The sequence below is a fragment of the Enterococcus sp. DIV1304_2 genome, from assembly GCF_050555445.1.
Lineage (GTDB): Bacteria > Bacillota > Bacilli > Lactobacillales > Enterococcaceae > Enterococcus_B > Enterococcus_B pernyi.
In genome coordinates this window covers 91,106-107,563 of the sequence record NZ_CP187851.1, presented here as the reverse complement: position 1 = coordinate 107,563, position 16,458 = coordinate 91,106, and the positions used below count along the sequence as shown (strand labels likewise).

Below are 16,458 nucleotides of genomic sequence, written 5' to 3'. Positions count from 1 at the left end.
GTAACAACAAAAATAAAATTTCCTAATTATTCTCCTCCTTTCATATATATTATATACTTTCACATGTTCCAAAAACAGATAATTCCTTTTTTTCCTAATCAAAAAAACCGAGCCAGCCGAGAACAGGAAAATCCTATCTCGAACTGATTCGGTTTTATTATTTGTTGATTATGAACGTGAATCTGAAGTTACAGATACAACAGCCCATGGATTGACAGCATCATATGCCCAATTCCAATCTTTTACGCGGTCGTTTACTGGTAATACTTCGTTACGGAACAATGTTGGAATAGCAAAAGCTTCTTCAAATGCGTATTCTTGCCATTTTTTGTAAGCTTCTTTTTGGTAATCTGCATCAAATGCTGCACTTGAATTGATATCATTGATCAATTTTGTGTTTTCTTCTGACTCATAACGAGTGTAGTTGAACGCTGCATTTGCACCCCATAGTCCACTTGGATTTGGATCTGTTCCTGTGTTCCAAGCAGCTTGGTAGATGTCGATTTCTGGATCATCATTTTCTAAACGATCATAGAATGAGTTGAATTCGATCAGACGACCTGTTGTATATTGAACATCTAAGCCGATTTCTTTCCATTGTTGTACGTAGTAATCTGCTAATGGTTGCGCTGTTTCGCCACCTGACATTGACGCAAAGTTGATTGTCAACTTGTTACCATCTTTGTCTTCACGGATACCATCGCCATCAACATCTTTATATCCTGCATCATCCAATAATTTATTGGCTTTATCAATATCTTGTGTGAAGCCTTTTAGATCTGCATCGTGGAATCCTTCAAATACTGGTGGAATCAATGAAGTCGCATTGCTTCTTAAACCAGCATAGAAACGTTCGCCTACTGCAGTGTTGTCTAAAGCGTAACCCATTGCTTGACGTAATGCTTTGTCAGCCATTTTTGAGTTTGGATCATATTCTACGCTTCCACTTTCAGCATCCCATTTACCTAGTTTGAAACCTAAGTAAGTGTATGAAGTTTGCTGACGTCCTAGATTCGTATAGCCAGCGATATCTTTGTATGTGTCATACGTATCTGTTGGCATTTGGAAAATCATGTCATACAATTTTGAATTTAATGCTTCTGTTGCACTTGCTGTTGGTAATGATTTCATTGTGATTTTCTTCAATTGTGGTGTACCATTCCAGTAGTATTCATTTGGTAAGAATTCTACTGATTCACCAGCAACGATGTTACTCATATAGTAAGGACCAAATGTCACAGGGTTCTTACGGACTTGATCACTTGATTCCATGTCTTTGATCGCAATTCCTTCAAGTGTGTGTTTTGGCGCTGCATATGTCCAAATACCACCACCTGCTTGAAGCATGCTTGGGTTCATTTCTTTATATTCGATCTTAACTGTTTTGTCATCTACTTTTGTAATTCCAGAAATCGTATCTGCACTACCGCTGTTATATTCTTCCATACCAACGATGTTACGGAATGTATCATCGTAACGGATACCAGTGTATTCAGGGTTTCCGATGATTTCATAAGGGAAAATAACATCATCTGCTGTGACATCGACACCATCAGACCATTTTACGTTGTCTTTCAGTGTGATTGTCGCTGTTTTCGCATCTTCGTCTAATTCTAATGAGGCTGCACCATCGTTTGTAATCGTGAAGTTGTCATCATTTGTAAATAATGGTTCATGTGAAGGCGCCATAAACGCTGCATCAAAGGCATCTTGGTAAAATTCCCATTGGAATAATCCTTTGAACTGACTGTCTGTTGCTACTGCCACATCTAGCTGTCCATCTTCGATTGCTTCATCATTATTCGTTGTAGCTAATGGGAAAGTCAATTCACTTTTATCCCCATTATCTGCTGAATTATTACCTGACGAGCTAGTTCCGCCGCCATTTCCACACGCTGCTAATGCTCCCACAGATAGCAGTGTGACAAATCCAAAAATCGTTTTCTTCATATCCTATTTTCCCCCTTCACTTCTCTTATCCTAAACGTTGTCGCGCATCTGCAGAACGCTTAAATGCTTGTCCAACGTAGTTTATACTCAACATCAACACTAAAATTAGAATTGACGCGGGTAACCAAATCCATTGTCGATTCACTAAAACTTCACCGTTACTTGCATAACCGATCAATGTTCCTAAACTAGGTACATTAGCTGGCAATCCAAAGCCTAAGAAAGTCAAAGTGGTCTCGATCCCAATATTTGCCGCAAAGTTCATTGTTAAGTTGGTGATGATCAATGAACTAAGGTTTGGCATGATTTCACGGAACATGATTTTGAAATCACTTGTTCCCATCGTTTTTGAAGCACTGACATAATCACGTCTAGCTTCTGATAACGTCTTACTTCTGAATAATCGGGCTTTAGCTACCCAATAAAATGCACTCATGATAAAAATAAATGACCAAACGTTATAGCGCGAAATGATCGAAACAAACACGATAATGATCAACATGATCGGTAAAATCATAATAAAATCAACAATACGCATCAATACGTTATCAATGATCCCACCATAAAACCCTGAAAGAATTCCAAGTCCTACTCCGATGATCGACGTAATGATCGTAATCGCAAAACCGATCATCACAGAGTTTCTTGCTCCGATAATCAATTGACCGAAGACATCACGTCCACCTTCATCTGCTCCTAAAAGGAATTTTGATCCTTGAGAAGAGATGGCGCCAGGTTCAGCATACTTATCAAAAATACTAACAAACATTACTTTATCTTGGTCAATAAAGATTGCCCCGATAAAAATAACTAATAGTAAAACAACTAACAAAGCCAGTGAAAAAATGGCTACTTTATCTTTTTTGAATTCTCGTGCAATCATTCGTATACCCATTGGTGGGATACTTTCTTGCGCAACTTCTTTGTTTTTATCACTCATGATCGATTCTCCCTTCTGTTTGATTTTTTTATTGGATTCGTATACGCGGATCAACAATGCTCATGATAATATCTGACAGCAGTGTTCCGACGAGCGTTGCGATTCCTAAAATCAAGACTAAGGCTGTGATTACGGTATAATCACGTTGACCGATTGAGTCAATAAACAATTTTCCGACACCAGGATAACCAAAGATTTTTTCGATAACGACAGAACCAGCAATCAATGAAGTAATTTCATACCCCATTTGAGATGCCATTGGCAATGCTGCATTACGGAAAATGTGACGACTGAATACTTTGTTTGTCGGCACCCCTTTGGAACGAGCTGTACGTACAAAGTCTAAGGATTTCGAATCAATGACTTCACTTCGTAAATACTGGATCGTTACTGCTGTGGCTAAAAAGGCCTGTGTGATCGATGGTAATAGAATGTATTGCAATCGATCCATCCATTGAGCGAAAAATCCTCCCTGGAAACCTAAAGTCTGAGAACCACTTGTTGGGAACCAACCTAAACGATAGCCAAAAACAAACAACATGATCAATCCGAAAATGAATAATGGAACAGCAAAACTGAAGAAGTTATAAATAACAACAGCTTTGTCCAAAATCGAATTTTGGTATCGACCAGCTAACATACCTAGTGGTACAGCAATCAAGTACGTAATAATAACAGTTAAAATAGATAAATATAAAGTATTGACGATTCGTTCTCCAATCAAAGAGGAAACCGAACGCTTATACAAGAAACTTTGTCCAAAATCACCTTGTAAGGCATTTCCGACCCAACGGAAATATTGTTCATACCAAGGATCATTCAAGCCCGCTGCCTGACGCATCTGCTCGATCACAGCTGGATCTTGGTTTGGGTTGATCAATCCTGTAAACGGATCTCCAGGCATGGCTTGCGCTAGCATAAAGATCAACACACTAAGAATGATCACTTGTGGGATCATCAAAAGAACTCTTCGTAGAATCGTTTTCCACATTAGCTAGCACCTCCATCTTTCAACGCTACTTTGTGTGTAGTGGTTAGTGTACGTAAATCATACACTCGCCCTGCTGTATCGTAGTAATCTTTTTGATGTTCGATATACTCACGTTCAACATTTCGTCGGTTTTGTTTTTGTATTTCCCGATTGTCTACATCGATTCGTGGAATCGCAGATAGTAAGCGTTTTGTGTAGATGTGGCGCGGATCATTATAGATATCTTCTCGTGTACCGATTTCAACAAATCGACCTTTGTACATGATCGCGATGTTGTCACACATGTGTTTTACGACACCCAAGTCATGAGAGATGAATAAATAGCTTAAGCCAAATTCTTGTTGGATGCGTTTCATAAAGTTCAATACTTGTGCCTGAACAGATAAGTCTAGGGCAGATACAGGTTCATCAGCAACAATCAATTTAGGATTCGTTGCTACTGCTCGGGCAACGCCTAAACGCTGTCTTTGTCCACCAGAAAATTCATGAGGATATTTGTATAACGCATCTTCTGGCATCCCAACGATGTCCAATAAGCCTTTGACTTTTTTCTTTTCTTCCTGATCGCTCAAGCGTTCAAAGTTACGGATCGGCTCAGCGATAATGTCCAGTACTCGTTTTTTAGGATTCAAACTAGACATTGAATCTTGAAAGATCATTTGGACGTCTTTGTTGTAGCCGATTTTTTTGCGGTTACTTCTTTTCGTGACGTCTTTTCCTTCATACATGATTTGGCCAGAAGTCACTTTTTCTAGGCCGACAACCGCTTTTCCGGTTGTGGATTTCCCAGAACCTGATTCTCCAACTAGTCCGTATGTTTTTCCTTTTTCAATAATAAAATCGACGCCGTCTACTGCATAGACATGGTCTGTTACTCGGTTGAAAAACCCACTGCGAATAGGATAGTGAACTTTCAAATCTTTGATTGTAATTAATTCTGACATCTACACCTCTCCTTTTTCGTCTCTAAAGTGGAAATGTTTATAACATGAGCAACGTACCATATGATTCGGTGCGATTTCATGCAAGACTGGATTTTCTTCGTGAGCGCTTGCTGGGATCCAAGGAATCCGTGGCGCAAATCGGCAACCTGTTCGTGGCATATTTTTTAATGAAGGGACTACGCCTTCAATCACATGTAACTCTGCCTCGTGGTTTCCTTCTTGTGGAATCGAATTTAGCAATGATTGTGTATATGGATGTTTTGGATTTTCAAATAACTCTTTGACTCCTGCAACTTCAACAAATTGTCCACCATACATCACAGCAACACGATCCGCCATTTCAGCTACGACACCTAAATCATGTGTGATCAAGATAATCCCAGTTTTAGTTTCTTCTTGTAAATCTTTTAGTAAGTCAAGAATCTGTGCTTGGATCGTTACGTCCAAGGCAGTCGTTGGTTCATCCGCGATAATGATCGGTGGCTTACATGCAATCGCAATCGCGATGATCACCCGCTGTCTCATCCCACCGGACAACTCATGAGGATACTGACGTCCAACTCGTGCAGGATTCGGAATCCCTACTTGTTCTAGTAATTCTAATGCACGTGCTTGTCTTTGCTCAGCAGTCATTTTTGTATGGTAAGACAAACCTTCTTTGATTTGGTCTTCAATTCTCATCAAAGGGTTTAATGCAGATAATGGATCTTGAAAAATCATCCCAATATCATTTCCGCGGATCTTGTTATACAATGTTTCATTTAATTCAATTAAATTTAAATCATTGTACATGATCTCCCCTGTGATCTTTGTATTGTTAGGATCTAATAATCCCATAATCGTTGTAGCTAACGTACTTTTCCCGCAACCAGACTCACCAACGATGGCTAAGATCTCGTTTTTATCTAAAGTAAAAGAAACGTCGTCTACTGCATCGTAGTATTCATCTTTTAGACGGAAGCCTGTGTGTAGGTTCTGAACATCTAATAATTGGTTATCTGACAATCGAATACCCCTCTCTGCTCCCTCGATGGAAGTTTTTAATAAAAAAAATAATCCTACACTGAATAACAACTTAGCAAAAAAAAATTAAATAAGTAGCATTCTAAGGAGTGTGTAATTAATTATTAATAATTATATAGAAAACCGTTTTATATTGCAAGATTATTTCACACTGTTGCCAGAATTGTCTGAAAAATCTTACGTAGCTATGTCAGCTCCTAAAGAAGATTAAAAAAAAATGAGGTATGTGGCTAACCTTCTCTTTATCCTACTATTTTTATAAATTAAGAATCATTATAAAAATCTGCAAAAATCACTTTTTTTATAAAAAACCGTTTTAACCTAAGAGGTGTCCTATTTTATAAAAGCATAATTATACAGTATATACGAAATAGAAATGTTGTGAAACTACCTCTTTCTATCGAATTTTGTGACATATTTCTTCTCTTTAAAAAAACTCTTTTATTTAAATAATTATGACTGAAAAAGCCAAGAAACCATGAAATAGCTAAACTATTTCTGACTTCTTGGCTTTGAATTGAAATTGGCTTTTGCCAATTCATTCATCAGTTGATGTGTATTTATTCAATTTATTTCAAGTGTTTGCTGATATAATCCACGGCACCGCCGACTGTTTCGATTTGTTCAGCATCTTCATCAGAGATCTCTGTACCGAATTCATCTTCTAGTTCAAGAACAAATTCCATGATACTAATTGAATCAGCTTTCAGATCATCTTTAATGTTTAATTCATCTGTCACTTTGTCTGTATCCATTTCAAAGTGATTTGAAATGATTTTAGCTACCTTATTAAATACTTCTTCGCGCGTCAATTTTTTCACCCCCACAATTCTTAGAACTACTACGTTTTCTTCACCATAGCTAATTTTACTGACAATTTTTTGGAATGTCCACCCTTTTTTCTCCATCAGCTTGTCAATTCGTAGAAAATTTAGTCCTCTTTTTTCTCAAATTGCTCTACCAGTTGTCCTACAACATTGGTTTCAAGCATTGTACGGATTTGACGGATCGTATAGCGAACTGCATCTGGTCCAGTTGCACCATGCGTTTTGATAACTGGTGCTTTCAATCCAAATAAAACAGCTCCTCCATGTTTTGAATAGTCCATTTCAGATTTCAAAGAGCGCAAACCGTCTTTTAGCAGTAATGCACCCATTTTACCTTTGATGCCTTCATTCAAGATGGCAGATTTCAATAAGGTCATCATATTCATCGCTGTGCCTTCAATGGATTTCAACACTGCATTTCCGGTAAAACCATCGGTTACTACGACGTCTGCCACACCATTTAGTAAGTCACGCGCTTCCACATTGCCAATGAAGTTCAAGCTTGTTTCATTTTGCAAAAGTTCAAAGGCTTGTTTTGTCAATTCACTGCCCTTAGTCTCTTCCGTCCCATTATTGAGCAATGCGACACGAGGTCGTCCGATACCACGAACTTTTCTCGCATAAAATGACCCTAAAATACCATATTGTAAAAGATGCTCTGGTTTGTTTTCTGCATTTGCACCTAAATCTAGCATATCAAACCCTTCGCCTTCTTTGCCAATAACTGGCAATGTGGACATTAGTCCAGGGCGTTCGATGTTTTTGATGCGTCCAACAATAAACAAGCCAGCTGCTAGTAAGGCTCCTGTATTTCCTGCTGAAAAAATCGCATCTGCTTCCCCATTTTTAACTGCTTGGGCAGCTAAAACCATTGAAGCAGTTTTCTTGCGACGGATCGCTTTAACTGGTTCGTCATCACTATTGATTTTTTCGTCAGTATGGACGATTGTGATATTTTTTTCGTCTGTCAAATATTTTTTGATCTCTGATTCTTTACCGTAAAGAACAAATTCCAACTCAGGGAAATCTTTTTGTGCTAGAGCGATTCCTTCCACAATGGCTTGTGGTGCGTGATCTCCGCCCATTGCATCTACTGCAATTCTCATTATTATTTCCACTCCTTGTCATCATTTTGAAAGTATTGATAATCTGTTAATCAAAATAACGATTATCTTGTTCGCCTAATTGCAACTTGGCTGTTAATGGTTGATATTCAGGTAATAACTGCCAGTCTTTGATTTGCCAGATTGCCGCAGCTTCTTCACGGGCAACTTCTAAGACATTCCCATCTGTTACTAGATCTGCGATCGCAAATTCTGGCAAGCCGGATTGACGGAAGCCAAATACCTCTCCAGGCCCTCGTAATTCTAAATCCTTTTCACTCAAGATAAAGCCATTCGTGGTTTCTGTCATGATTTTCATTCGTTCGACACCCAGTTCATTTTTCGGATTTGCCACGAGGATACAATAAGAAGCCTCACTTCCTCGGCCGACACGCCCACGCAACTGATGCAGCTGAGCTAATCCAAAACGATCCGCATCCATGATCAACATGACCGTTGCATTCGGCACATTGACACCGACCTCGATCACTGTGGTTGACACTAAGATCTGGAGTTGATTTTCTTTGAATGTTTCCATGATCTGATCTTTTTCTTGATTCTTCATTTTACCATGCAACAAGCCAACTTCATATTCTGGTGCAAATAACTCACGAAGTTTTTCGTAAATTTCCACTGCATTTTTCACATCTAACGCTTCGGACTCCTCAATCAATGGACAAATCACATACATTTGATGCCCTCTGCGCAATTCTTTATAGGTCCATTCTAGCACGCTATCTAATTGAGGTGTTCGGACCCATCTTGTTTCGATCGGAATCCGTCCAGCGGGAAGCTCGTCGATTACAGATACATCCATTTCGCCGTATGCTGTAATTGCTAAAGTTCGAGGGATAGGGGTGGCAGTCATAAACAACACATCTGGACGCCAACCCTTCTCACGCAATACTTTTCGTTGGTTCACGCCAAAACGATGTTGCTCATCGGTGATCACTAAACCCAGATTTTGGAATGCGACACCTTCTTGAATCAGTGCATGTGTTCCCACGACGATATCGATTTCCCCATTTTCTAACCGTTCTAATAGCTCGCGACGTTCTTTTGCTTTCGTTGATCCGGTCAATAACGCAACGGTCACTTCATTTGGGTCAAATAATTGGGATAAACTTTCCATATGTTGTTGCGCCAATATTTCTGTTGGGACCATCAACGCTCCTTGAAAGCCAGCAGTCACTGTCGCATATAAAGCAATCGCAGCAACAACGGTCTTTCCACTTCCCACATCCCCTTGCAACAAACGCTGCATATGGTGTGGATTACGGAGATCACGGCAAATTTCATTAGTGACACGTTTTTGTGCCGTCGTTAATTCAAACGGCAACTTTTTTGTAAATTGTTTTAATCGTTCCACATCATAAAGGATCTCTAAGCCATTCTTTTCAGACTTTTCGGCTTTTTTCAGTCCTTGTAACTGCATCTGGAAAAAAAAGAATTCTTCAAAAACAATCCGTCGTTTGGCTTGATGATTTTCCTCATGATTTTGCGGAAAATGCATACTTCTTACAGCAGTTGGACGATCAAGCAAACGGTATTTTTCAATTAAAGATAGTGGTAAGTTTTCTTCAATCAAATCACCATACTCACTAAACCCTCGACGGATCAGATCGACCAGTGTCGTTTGGCGAATGGATTTGTTCACATGATAGATCGGAGAGAAATCATCTGGACTTTGCGAACCAAGGATCTTCATCCCATTTAGTGCTTTACGTTTCGCATCCCATTTCCCATAAACTGCGATTTCTTCAGATAAAATGACTTTATCTTTCAAATAGGGCTGATTGAAGAAAGAAACATTGAATACTTCATGTTCTTGCATCATTCGAAACTGTAGTCGGCTTTTTTTGTAACCAAAACGACTCATTACTGGCGGAGAGACAACTAACCCTTTTAATGTAACTTTTTCTTGGTCTTGGATTTCGTTTAGATTTCTTTCTTGGATATCTTCATAACGAAAAGGATAGTAAGTTAATAAGTCTTCGATTGTATGGATGCCTAGACTAGCCAAGCTATCCGCTCTTTTTTGACCAACACCTGCCAGCACTGTGACTGGATCAGCTAACGAACGCATAAGATTTCCCTCCTTTAACAAAAAAAGGAACTTGGTCAACGATTTGCAAATCGTTGACCGAAGATCCTTTCAAATGATTTTCTGCTTTATCTATCGGCTTCAGGCTGTATTATTCAGCAGAAAATAAATAAGGATAGACAGGTTGATCTCCTTGATGGATCTCGATTTCTAACTCAGGATATTTGTCGCTCAGTTGAGCCGCAAATGCTTGTGCTTGCTTTGCAGACCCGTCTTCTCCGGTTAATATCGTGACGATCTCAGTATCCTCGTTGATCATTTGCTCTAATGTAGCAAGTGATGTCGCTAAGATGTCTGGATTAGAGATCACGATTTTCCCATCGATCATCCCTAAGAAATCACCTTCTGTGATTTTCACTCCGTCGATCATCGTGTCGCGGATCGCATGTGTCACTTGACCACTGACAACACTTGAAAGCACATCTGTCATCGTTTCTTTATTTTCTTCTAACGTTGCTTGTTCATTGAAGGACAACATCGCTGTCAATCCTTGAGAAACTGTTTTTGATGGAACAACAGCAACTGGAAGTTCAGCCACTTCAGCAGCTTGATCAGCTGCCATAAAGATATTTTTGTTATTCGGTAAGATGATGACTTTATCTGCATTCACTTCATTGATCGCTTTCACGATATCTTCCGTACTTGGATTCATCGTCTGTCCACCACTGATCACGTAGTTTGCTCCTAGACTTTCAAATAACTCTTGCACACCTTTTCCGGCTGCGATGGCAACGATCCCGTAAGGTACACGAGGCTTCGTTTGTGCGACCGGCGCTGAAGGGGCTTGGTCATGTTCTAAGATCGTTTCGTGTTGCAAACGCATGTTGTCCACTTTGACTTTCACTAGGGAACCAAATTTCTGTCCGTAATTCATGACTTCCCCAGGGTTTTCTGTATGAACGTGTACTTTGATGATTTCATCGTCATTGACCACTAACAGGGAATCCCCAAGGCCATCTAGATAGTTACGAAACTCTTCATAATCAAATGTACTATCTACAGTTGGACCTTCACCGATCTTCACCATGATTTCTGTACAGTAACCATAATGGATATCCTCAGTTGCTAACTGACCTTGCACACTACGATGATGCTCTGCATTTACCATATCGTCCATTTGAGCAGGAGATGGTTCATAGACCTCGTCTGCTTGGTATTCACCATTCAACGCAGTTAAAAAACCTTCGTATACGAATAATAGTCCTTGTCCACCACTGTCAACAACGCCTACTTCTTTTAATACAGGCAACAAATCAGGTGTTTTTGCTAATGCACGTTTTCCACCTTTAACGACCGCAGTCATGACTTCGATCACATCGTCTGTTGATTTTGCTTTTTTCTCACCAGCTTTGGCAGCTTCTCTTGCGACTGTCAGGATCGTTCCTTCGACAGGTTTCATTACTGCTTTATAAGCTGTTTCGACCCCATGAGTAAAAGCTGCAGCTAAATCTGTTGCTGTCAAAACAGTCACATCAGGGATTTGTTTTGAAAAACCACGGAACAACTGAGATAAAATAACCCCAGAGTTTCCTCTTGCCCCCATCAATAAACCTTTAGATAACAGCGCTGCTAATTCTCCTACCTTTTCAGAGGTAGAATCAACAACGGCTTTTGCACCACTTGTCATTGATAAATTCATATTGGTACCGGTATCTCCATCGGGAACCGGGAATACATTTAGGGAATTGACGTATTCTGCATTTTTTTGTAGCCGATTCGCACCGGACTGAACCATTTCCTGGAATTGGCTTGCACTAATTTCTGTTACACTCACCTAGATAATCCTCCTTCAGATCGACTGCTGAACAGTCAGCAAGTCTCCTGCCTAGTCTGGCAGTACACGAACACCTTGCACGAAGACATTTACTGAATTGGCTGTAACACCTAGTAAAGTCTCCAAGTTATATTTCACTTTTTCTTGGACATTACGAGAAACTTCTGAAATTTTTGTGCCATAACTAATGATTGTATAAACATCTACTGCGATCCCATTAGCTTCTTGGCGGACAACTACTCCTCTTGAGTAATTTTCTTTACGCAAAATTTCAGTGATATTATCTTTGATTTGATTCTTGCTAGCCATTCCTACAACACCAAATACATCTGTTGCGGCACCACCAACAACTGTTGCGATGACATCATTGGTAATTTCAATGGTTCCAGCTGACGTTTGAATTTTTACAGCCATGAATGAGCCTCCTTAACGGGTAAAATATTCCCATTTTTCTACTATCACATTTTATCATAGCGTCAACCGAAATAAAAGGTTGTTCCCTTAAAGTACTCAAAAACCATTGAAAAAAATTAGGAAAAGACTTTGTTCACGTTACAATTAATCACTGAAAATGTCAATCAATTCTATGAAAATATGCTTGCAAATTCCTACGCCATATGATATGTTATTCTGGTATGAGCTGAATTTACTATTGCTCCAAATCAAGGCAAAGGAGGAAATTTACATGGCAAAAGTTTGTTACTTTACAGGTCGCAAGACAAAAAGTGGAAACAACCGTTCACATGCGATGAACTCAACAAAACGTACAGTTAAACCTAACTTACAAAAAGTTCGCGTATTGATTGACGGCAAACCTAAAAAAGTTTGGGTGTCAACTCGTGCGTTGAAATCAGGAAAAGTTGAACGCATATAATTGAATGAAATGATTTGAACCGTTCAACAAAATGAACGGTTTTTATTTTTTGCGAATCATTATCAAATGAGAGACATTTCCTCAACTACATGAAACTTAAGAAGAAAAAATAAAAAAGGCTTAAAACAATCAATCACCCAGATAATTGTTTTAAGTCTTCTTTTATGTGCCACTACCCCTCAGATAGTGATAGGTATATGTTTTTTTATAATTGTTACAAATAAAACATAACGCATTTGCAAACGCCTGTCAACACTTTATTTTAAAGTAGAAAGTGTTTTCTTATTTTGTGTTATTTTCTTAATGTAAATGTAATTTAAACTCACAAATGTTATTTAATTTCAAATGTAATTTTTTTATGAATTTGGTTGTATTTTCAGCAAGTAAAATCATGAATGTGATAAACTAATGATAACTTCAAATAGAAATTTGGTGACTGAATTGTAATGAAAACAACATTGAAAAAATTCTTAAAAGAAAACGGCCGCTATGCAGCTGCTAGCTTCTTTATCCCTTTGCTGATTCTTTTATTGGTTTATTTAAGTATCGGTATTTATCCAGGAAGTGATCGGAGCATTTTGGCTAGTGATGCTTTCTCACAATTTTCAAACTTTCATGCAAGCTTCCGTAATATGTTGTTAGGGAAACAAAGCATTTTTTACACGTGGAATGCCTCACTTGGCTTAAATTATCTATCATTGATTTCTTATTATTTAGGTGGACTTTTCACACCACTCGTTTTATTGTTCCCGAATCAATTGATGCCAGATGCCTTGTATCTCATCACCTTACTAAAGGTTGGTTCAGCTGGTTTATCCTTCTGGTTTCTAGCGCGTACCTATCGCATTCCACATTGGGGGCAAGTCGCATTAAGTGTCAGTTATGCGTCGATTTCATTTATCACTGCCCATTCAGAGATCATCATGTGGTTAGACACCTTTGTCTATCTTCCTCTGATCATTTTAGGTATCCATCGTGTGATGGACCAAAAGAAACCTATTTTATTGTTTGTTAGTTACTTGCTTTTGTTCTTATCCAGTTTTTATATGGGCTTCATGGTCGGGGTTTTCTCCTTTTTATACTTTGTTACACGACTACTGACGAATTGGCGGAGGTACAAAGGAACGATTTTACCTTATGGGATCACCTCTTTATTAGCAGGAGGTGCATCGATGGTGATCATCCTGCCTGCCATTCTCGATCTACGTGCCAATGGCGAAGCGTTGACGCAGATCACTTCATTAAAGACGGAAGCAACTTCTTATTTAGATTTATTGATGAAAAACATGGTGGGTGTTTATGACACGACGAAATATGGATCGATCCCATTTATCTATGCTGGATTGTTTCCTTTAGCACTATGCCTCTTGTATTTTGTCAGTCGCAAATTCCCCTTGAAAAATAAGTTGTTGTTCGGTGGGCTATTCGCGATCTTGATTGCTAGCTTCTATTTCGTTCCTTTGAATTTATTCTGGCATGGGATGCACGCACCAAATATGTTCTTATTCCGTTATGCCTATCTCTTTTCATTTCTCGTACTCTTGTTAGCGGCTCATAGTTGGGAACAGCTACAGGAGAAGGATCAGAAGCGATTGCTAGGCGTCATCATTGTACTAGCGGCTGCTTTTGCTACAGCTTGGGGAATCAAACCAGATGGCAGTTACACGTATGTCACGCTCACATCCTTTGTTTTGACGTTAGTCTTTTTAGCGCTCTACGCATTGACGATTGGTTTATTCCAACAACACCCATTTGATCTGAAACGTTTGAGTATTCTTCTGTTACTATTGATGACAGCAGAAGCCGCAGTCAATACCAACAGTATGATCCATGGCATTCTCGATGATTGGAATTATGCCTCAAGAAGTTTGTATACCGAACCTTATCCTGAGATCAAAACGTTAGTTGATGCCTCGAAAAAGGATTCCGATACGTTTTATCGATTAGAAAACCTTGATCCTGTTTCACCGAATGATTCGATCAATTATGGTTATAGTGGAATCAGTATGTTCTCCTCAATCAGAAATCGAAACTCTTCCTCTTACTTGGATACTTTAGGCTTCCGTTCTAGAGGAACAAATTTGAACATTCGCTACAATAATAATACCTTGTTGATGGATGGATTTACGGGAATCAAATACAATATTGCTAAAAACGACAGTAGCTTTAATAAATACGGCTTCCAATCCGTCGAACAAACGGACAACTATACTTTGTACGAAAATAGTAATGCTGTGCCATTAGCCTTTAAAGCACCTTTGACGATCAATAAGATCGAACAGCCGATAGGTGATAATCTAACCAGTCAAACCAATTTGATGAATGCTCTTTCTGGGTTGAATCAATCATTCTTTACGTTTTACAAACCAACCCTAAAAAGTCAACAGAACACGAAGATCACAACAACGACAAATGGGGTCACTTATAGTGAAACAGCGAATAATCAACCAAAAGAATTGACTTGGGAAGTCCAAGTACCTGCGAATACCCAAGCATATCTCAGCCTGTTTCCAACGAATTTCGCACAGTTAGAAAGCTCTACAGCAACTATTACCGTCAATGGTGTATCTAGAAAATCTCAAATTAACATTACTGGTCAATATTATGATTTAGGTTATTACCCACAAGACACAACGGTTACCTTCACTGCAAGCTTCTATGGAACCAAAGAAGTCAGCTTTATGGAACCACAAGTGGTCGGACTTGATGTCGTAGCGTATCAAGCCGCAATCAACCAAATCAGAAATAACGGTGTAGAGATGACTACTACCGGTCGAACAGCTACAGGAAAAGTAACCGCGACTGAAAAAACGATGATAGCCACGACTATCCCTTATGATGGTGGTTGGACTGCTAAAATCGATGGCGAAAAAGTTCCTGTGAAGAAATTCCAAGATGCCTTTTTGATGGTAGAAGTTCCTGAAGGTGAACATACGATTACTTTTAGTTACATGCCAAAAGGATTCATTCCTGGCTTACTTCTCTTTATTGGATGTATTGCCTTGTTTATCTTGTATCTATGGTACCTTCGTAAACGTCAGCCATTTAGTGGCGTCATTGATCCTATAAACGAAAGCGATGATCACCGTCCAAGACGTGAACGTCGTCGCGCAAGATAAAAAAAGCGTTTCGGTGATTGCCGAAACGCTTTTTTCTTGTGTGCTATTCATATTTTACTTCGTATAGGTATAACCCTTCCGGATGAGCAGTCGGACCCGCTGCATTGCGGTCTTTTTTGGCAATGATTTCCGGCAGACAATCTTCTGGCAAACGATCGTTGCCTATTTTTAACAACGTTCCAACTAAAATGCGAATCATTTTATAAAGGAAGCCATCACCACGAAACGTAAACGTCAACTCATCGCCTGCTTCATTGACCTGTAAACTGGCTTCATAGATAGTCCGTACTTTATCTTCAATGGAACTTCCAGAAGCACAAAACGAAGTGAAATCATGCGTACCAAGTAAATCAGGCAATGCTCGTTCAATCTTTGCTACATCTATTGGATAAGGAAAATAGCTTGCATAATGTCTACGGAAGGGACTACGTGGTTTTCCGATATCTACTTTGAATTGATAGGTTTTTTCTTTCACTAGATAGCGTGCGTGAAAAGTTTCTGGCACAATCTCCACACTTTTTACAGCAATATCTTCTGGCGACTGCGTGTCTAACCCAAAACGCATACGTTCCAAAGGTCGCTCTTCTGGATAATCAAAGTGGATGACTTGCCCGATTGCATGAACCCCTGCATCTGTCCGTCCAGATCCAAAAATCGTGATTTCTTTTCCATTTGCCATCTTCTTTAAGGTTTTTTCCAGTTCTTCTTGGACCGTTCGTCCGTTAGGTTGTTTCTGAAAACCATTGAACTGGGTACCATCATAGGCAATGATTGCTTTATAGCGTACCATTCATCTTCCCCTGTTCTCA

At 39.2% G+C, this 16,458-nt stretch carries 13 protein-coding genes; 2 read left to right on the top strand and 11 right to left on the bottom strand.

What is annotated here, in order from left to right; genetic code table 11:
• Positions 1–168: 168 nt before the first annotated feature.
• The 10 genes from IGJ14_RS00550 to IGJ14_RS00505 form a co-directional block, all read right to left on the bottom strand.
• Positions 169–1,950 (bottom strand): oligopeptide ABC transporter substrate-binding protein, encoded by a 1,782-nt coding sequence (locus IGJ14_RS00550; RefSeq protein WP_019722582.1) that lies wholly within the window; start codon positions 1,948–1,950, stop codon positions 169–171.
• A gap of 25 nt (positions 1,951–1,975) precedes the next feature.
• Positions 1,976–2,890: an ABC transporter permease gene (locus IGJ14_RS00545; protein WP_010734434.1), complete on the bottom strand. Its 915-nt coding sequence runs from the start codon at positions 2,888–2,890 to the stop codon at positions 1,976–1,978.
• Between the two features lie 28 nt (positions 2,891–2,918).
• The gene (gene opp4B / locus IGJ14_RS00540; RefSeq protein ID WP_010734435.1) at positions 2,919–3,881 is read right to left on the bottom strand and encodes an oligopeptide ABC transporter permease; all 963 of its coding nucleotides are present in this window, start codon (positions 3,879–3,881) and stop codon (positions 2,919–2,921) included.
• Complete coding sequence (locus IGJ14_RS00535) at positions 3,881–4,825, bottom strand: ABC transporter ATP-binding protein (RefSeq protein WP_010734436.1); 945 nt, start codon at positions 4,823–4,825, stop codon at positions 3,881–3,883. The genes opp4B and IGJ14_RS00535 overlap by 1 nt, the downstream gene beginning before the upstream one ends.
• Positions 4,826–5,830, bottom strand: coding sequence for an ABC transporter ATP-binding protein (locus IGJ14_RS00530; protein ID WP_010734437.1), 1,005 nt, complete (start codon positions 5,828–5,830; stop codon positions 4,826–4,828).
• Positions 5,831–6,417: 587 nt separating this feature from the next.
• The gene (acpP, locus tag IGJ14_RS00525; protein WP_023518907.1) at positions 6,418–6,660 is read right to left on the bottom strand and encodes an acyl carrier protein; all 243 of its coding nucleotides are present in this window, start codon (positions 6,658–6,660) and stop codon (positions 6,418–6,420) included.
• A 119-nt stretch (positions 6,661–6,779) separates the two neighbouring features.
• A complete protein-coding gene (gene plsX, locus IGJ14_RS00520; protein WP_019722581.1) occupies positions 6,780–7,781 on the bottom strand; it encodes a phosphate acyltransferase PlsX in 1,002 nt (333 codons plus the stop codon).
• A 46-nt stretch (positions 7,782–7,827) separates the two neighbouring features.
• The gene (gene recG / locus IGJ14_RS00515) at positions 7,828–9,864 is read right to left on the bottom strand and encodes an ATP-dependent DNA helicase RecG (protein ID WP_019722580.1); all 2,037 of its coding nucleotides are present in this window, start codon (positions 9,862–9,864) and stop codon (positions 7,828–7,830) included.
• A gap of 109 nt (positions 9,865–9,973) precedes the next feature.
• On the bottom strand, positions 9,974–11,656 hold the full coding sequence (locus tag IGJ14_RS00510) for a DAK2 domain-containing protein (RefSeq protein WP_019722579.1): 1,683 nt from the start codon (positions 11,654–11,656) through the stop codon (positions 9,974–9,976).
• 51 nt (positions 11,657–11,707) lie between these two features.
• Positions 11,708–12,070 (bottom strand): Asp23/Gls24 family envelope stress response protein, encoded by a 363-nt coding sequence (locus IGJ14_RS00505; RefSeq protein WP_010720424.1) that lies wholly within the window; start codon positions 12,068–12,070, stop codon positions 11,708–11,710.
• Between the two features lie 271 nt (positions 12,071–12,341).
• Between IGJ14_RS00505 and rpmB the strand changes: the two genes are divergently transcribed.
• Both rpmB and IGJ14_RS00495 read left to right on the top strand, forming a co-directional pair.
• The gene (gene rpmB / locus IGJ14_RS00500) at positions 12,342–12,530 is read left to right on the top strand and encodes a 50S ribosomal protein L28 (protein WP_019722578.1); all 189 of its coding nucleotides are present in this window, start codon (positions 12,342–12,344) and stop codon (positions 12,528–12,530) included.
• A 446-nt stretch (positions 12,531–12,976) separates the two neighbouring features.
• Complete coding sequence (locus IGJ14_RS00495) at positions 12,977–15,649, top strand: YfhO family protein (RefSeq protein ID WP_019722577.1); 2,673 nt, start codon at positions 12,977–12,979, stop codon at positions 15,647–15,649.
• 43 nt (positions 15,650–15,692) lie between these two features.
• On the opposite strand, the gene truA is transcribed toward IGJ14_RS00495, so the two are convergent.
• Positions 15,693–16,439, bottom strand: coding sequence for a tRNA pseudouridine(38-40) synthase TruA (gene truA / locus IGJ14_RS00490; protein ID WP_010734445.1), 747 nt, complete (start codon positions 16,437–16,439; stop codon positions 15,693–15,695).
• Between the last annotated feature and the right edge of the window lie 19 nt (positions 16,440–16,458).

Excerpts from the sequence above, each read along its gene's own strand:
- IGJ14_RS00550 (WP_019722582.1), bottom strand. The coding sequence starts at position 1,950 with ATGAAGAAAACGATTTTTGGATTTGTCACACTGCTATCTGTGGGAGCA.
- IGJ14_RS00545 (WP_010734434.1), bottom strand. The coding sequence starts at position 2,890 with ATGAGTGATAAAAACAAAGAAGTTGCGCAAGAAAGTATCCCACCAATG.
- opp4B (WP_010734435.1), bottom strand. The coding sequence starts at position 3,881 with ATGTGGAAAACGATTCTACGAAGAGTTCTTTTGATGATCCCACAAGTG.
- IGJ14_RS00535 (WP_010734436.1), bottom strand. The coding sequence starts at position 4,825 with ATGTCAGAATTAATTACAATCAAAGATTTGAAAGTTCACTATCCTATT.
- plsX (WP_019722581.1), bottom strand. The coding sequence starts at position 7,781 with ATGAGAATTGCAGTAGATGCAATGGGCGGAGATCACGCACCACAAGCC.
- recG (WP_019722580.1), bottom strand. The coding sequence starts at position 9,864 with ATGCGTTCGTTAGCTGATCCAGTCACAGTGCTGGCAGGTGTTGGTCAA.
- IGJ14_RS00505 (WP_010720424.1), bottom strand. The coding sequence starts at position 12,070 with ATGGCTGTAAAAATTCAAACGTCAGCTGGAACCATTGAAATTACCAAT.
- rpmB (WP_019722578.1), top strand. The coding sequence starts at position 12,342 with ATGGCAAAAGTTTGTTACTTTACAGGTCGCAAGACAAAAAGTGGAAAC.
- IGJ14_RS00495 (WP_019722577.1), top strand. The coding sequence starts at position 12,977 with ATGAAAACAACATTGAAAAAATTCTTAAAAGAAAACGGCCGCTATGCA.
- truA (WP_010734445.1), bottom strand. The coding sequence starts at position 16,439 with ATGGTACGCTATAAAGCAATCATTGCCTATGATGGTACCCAGTTCAAT.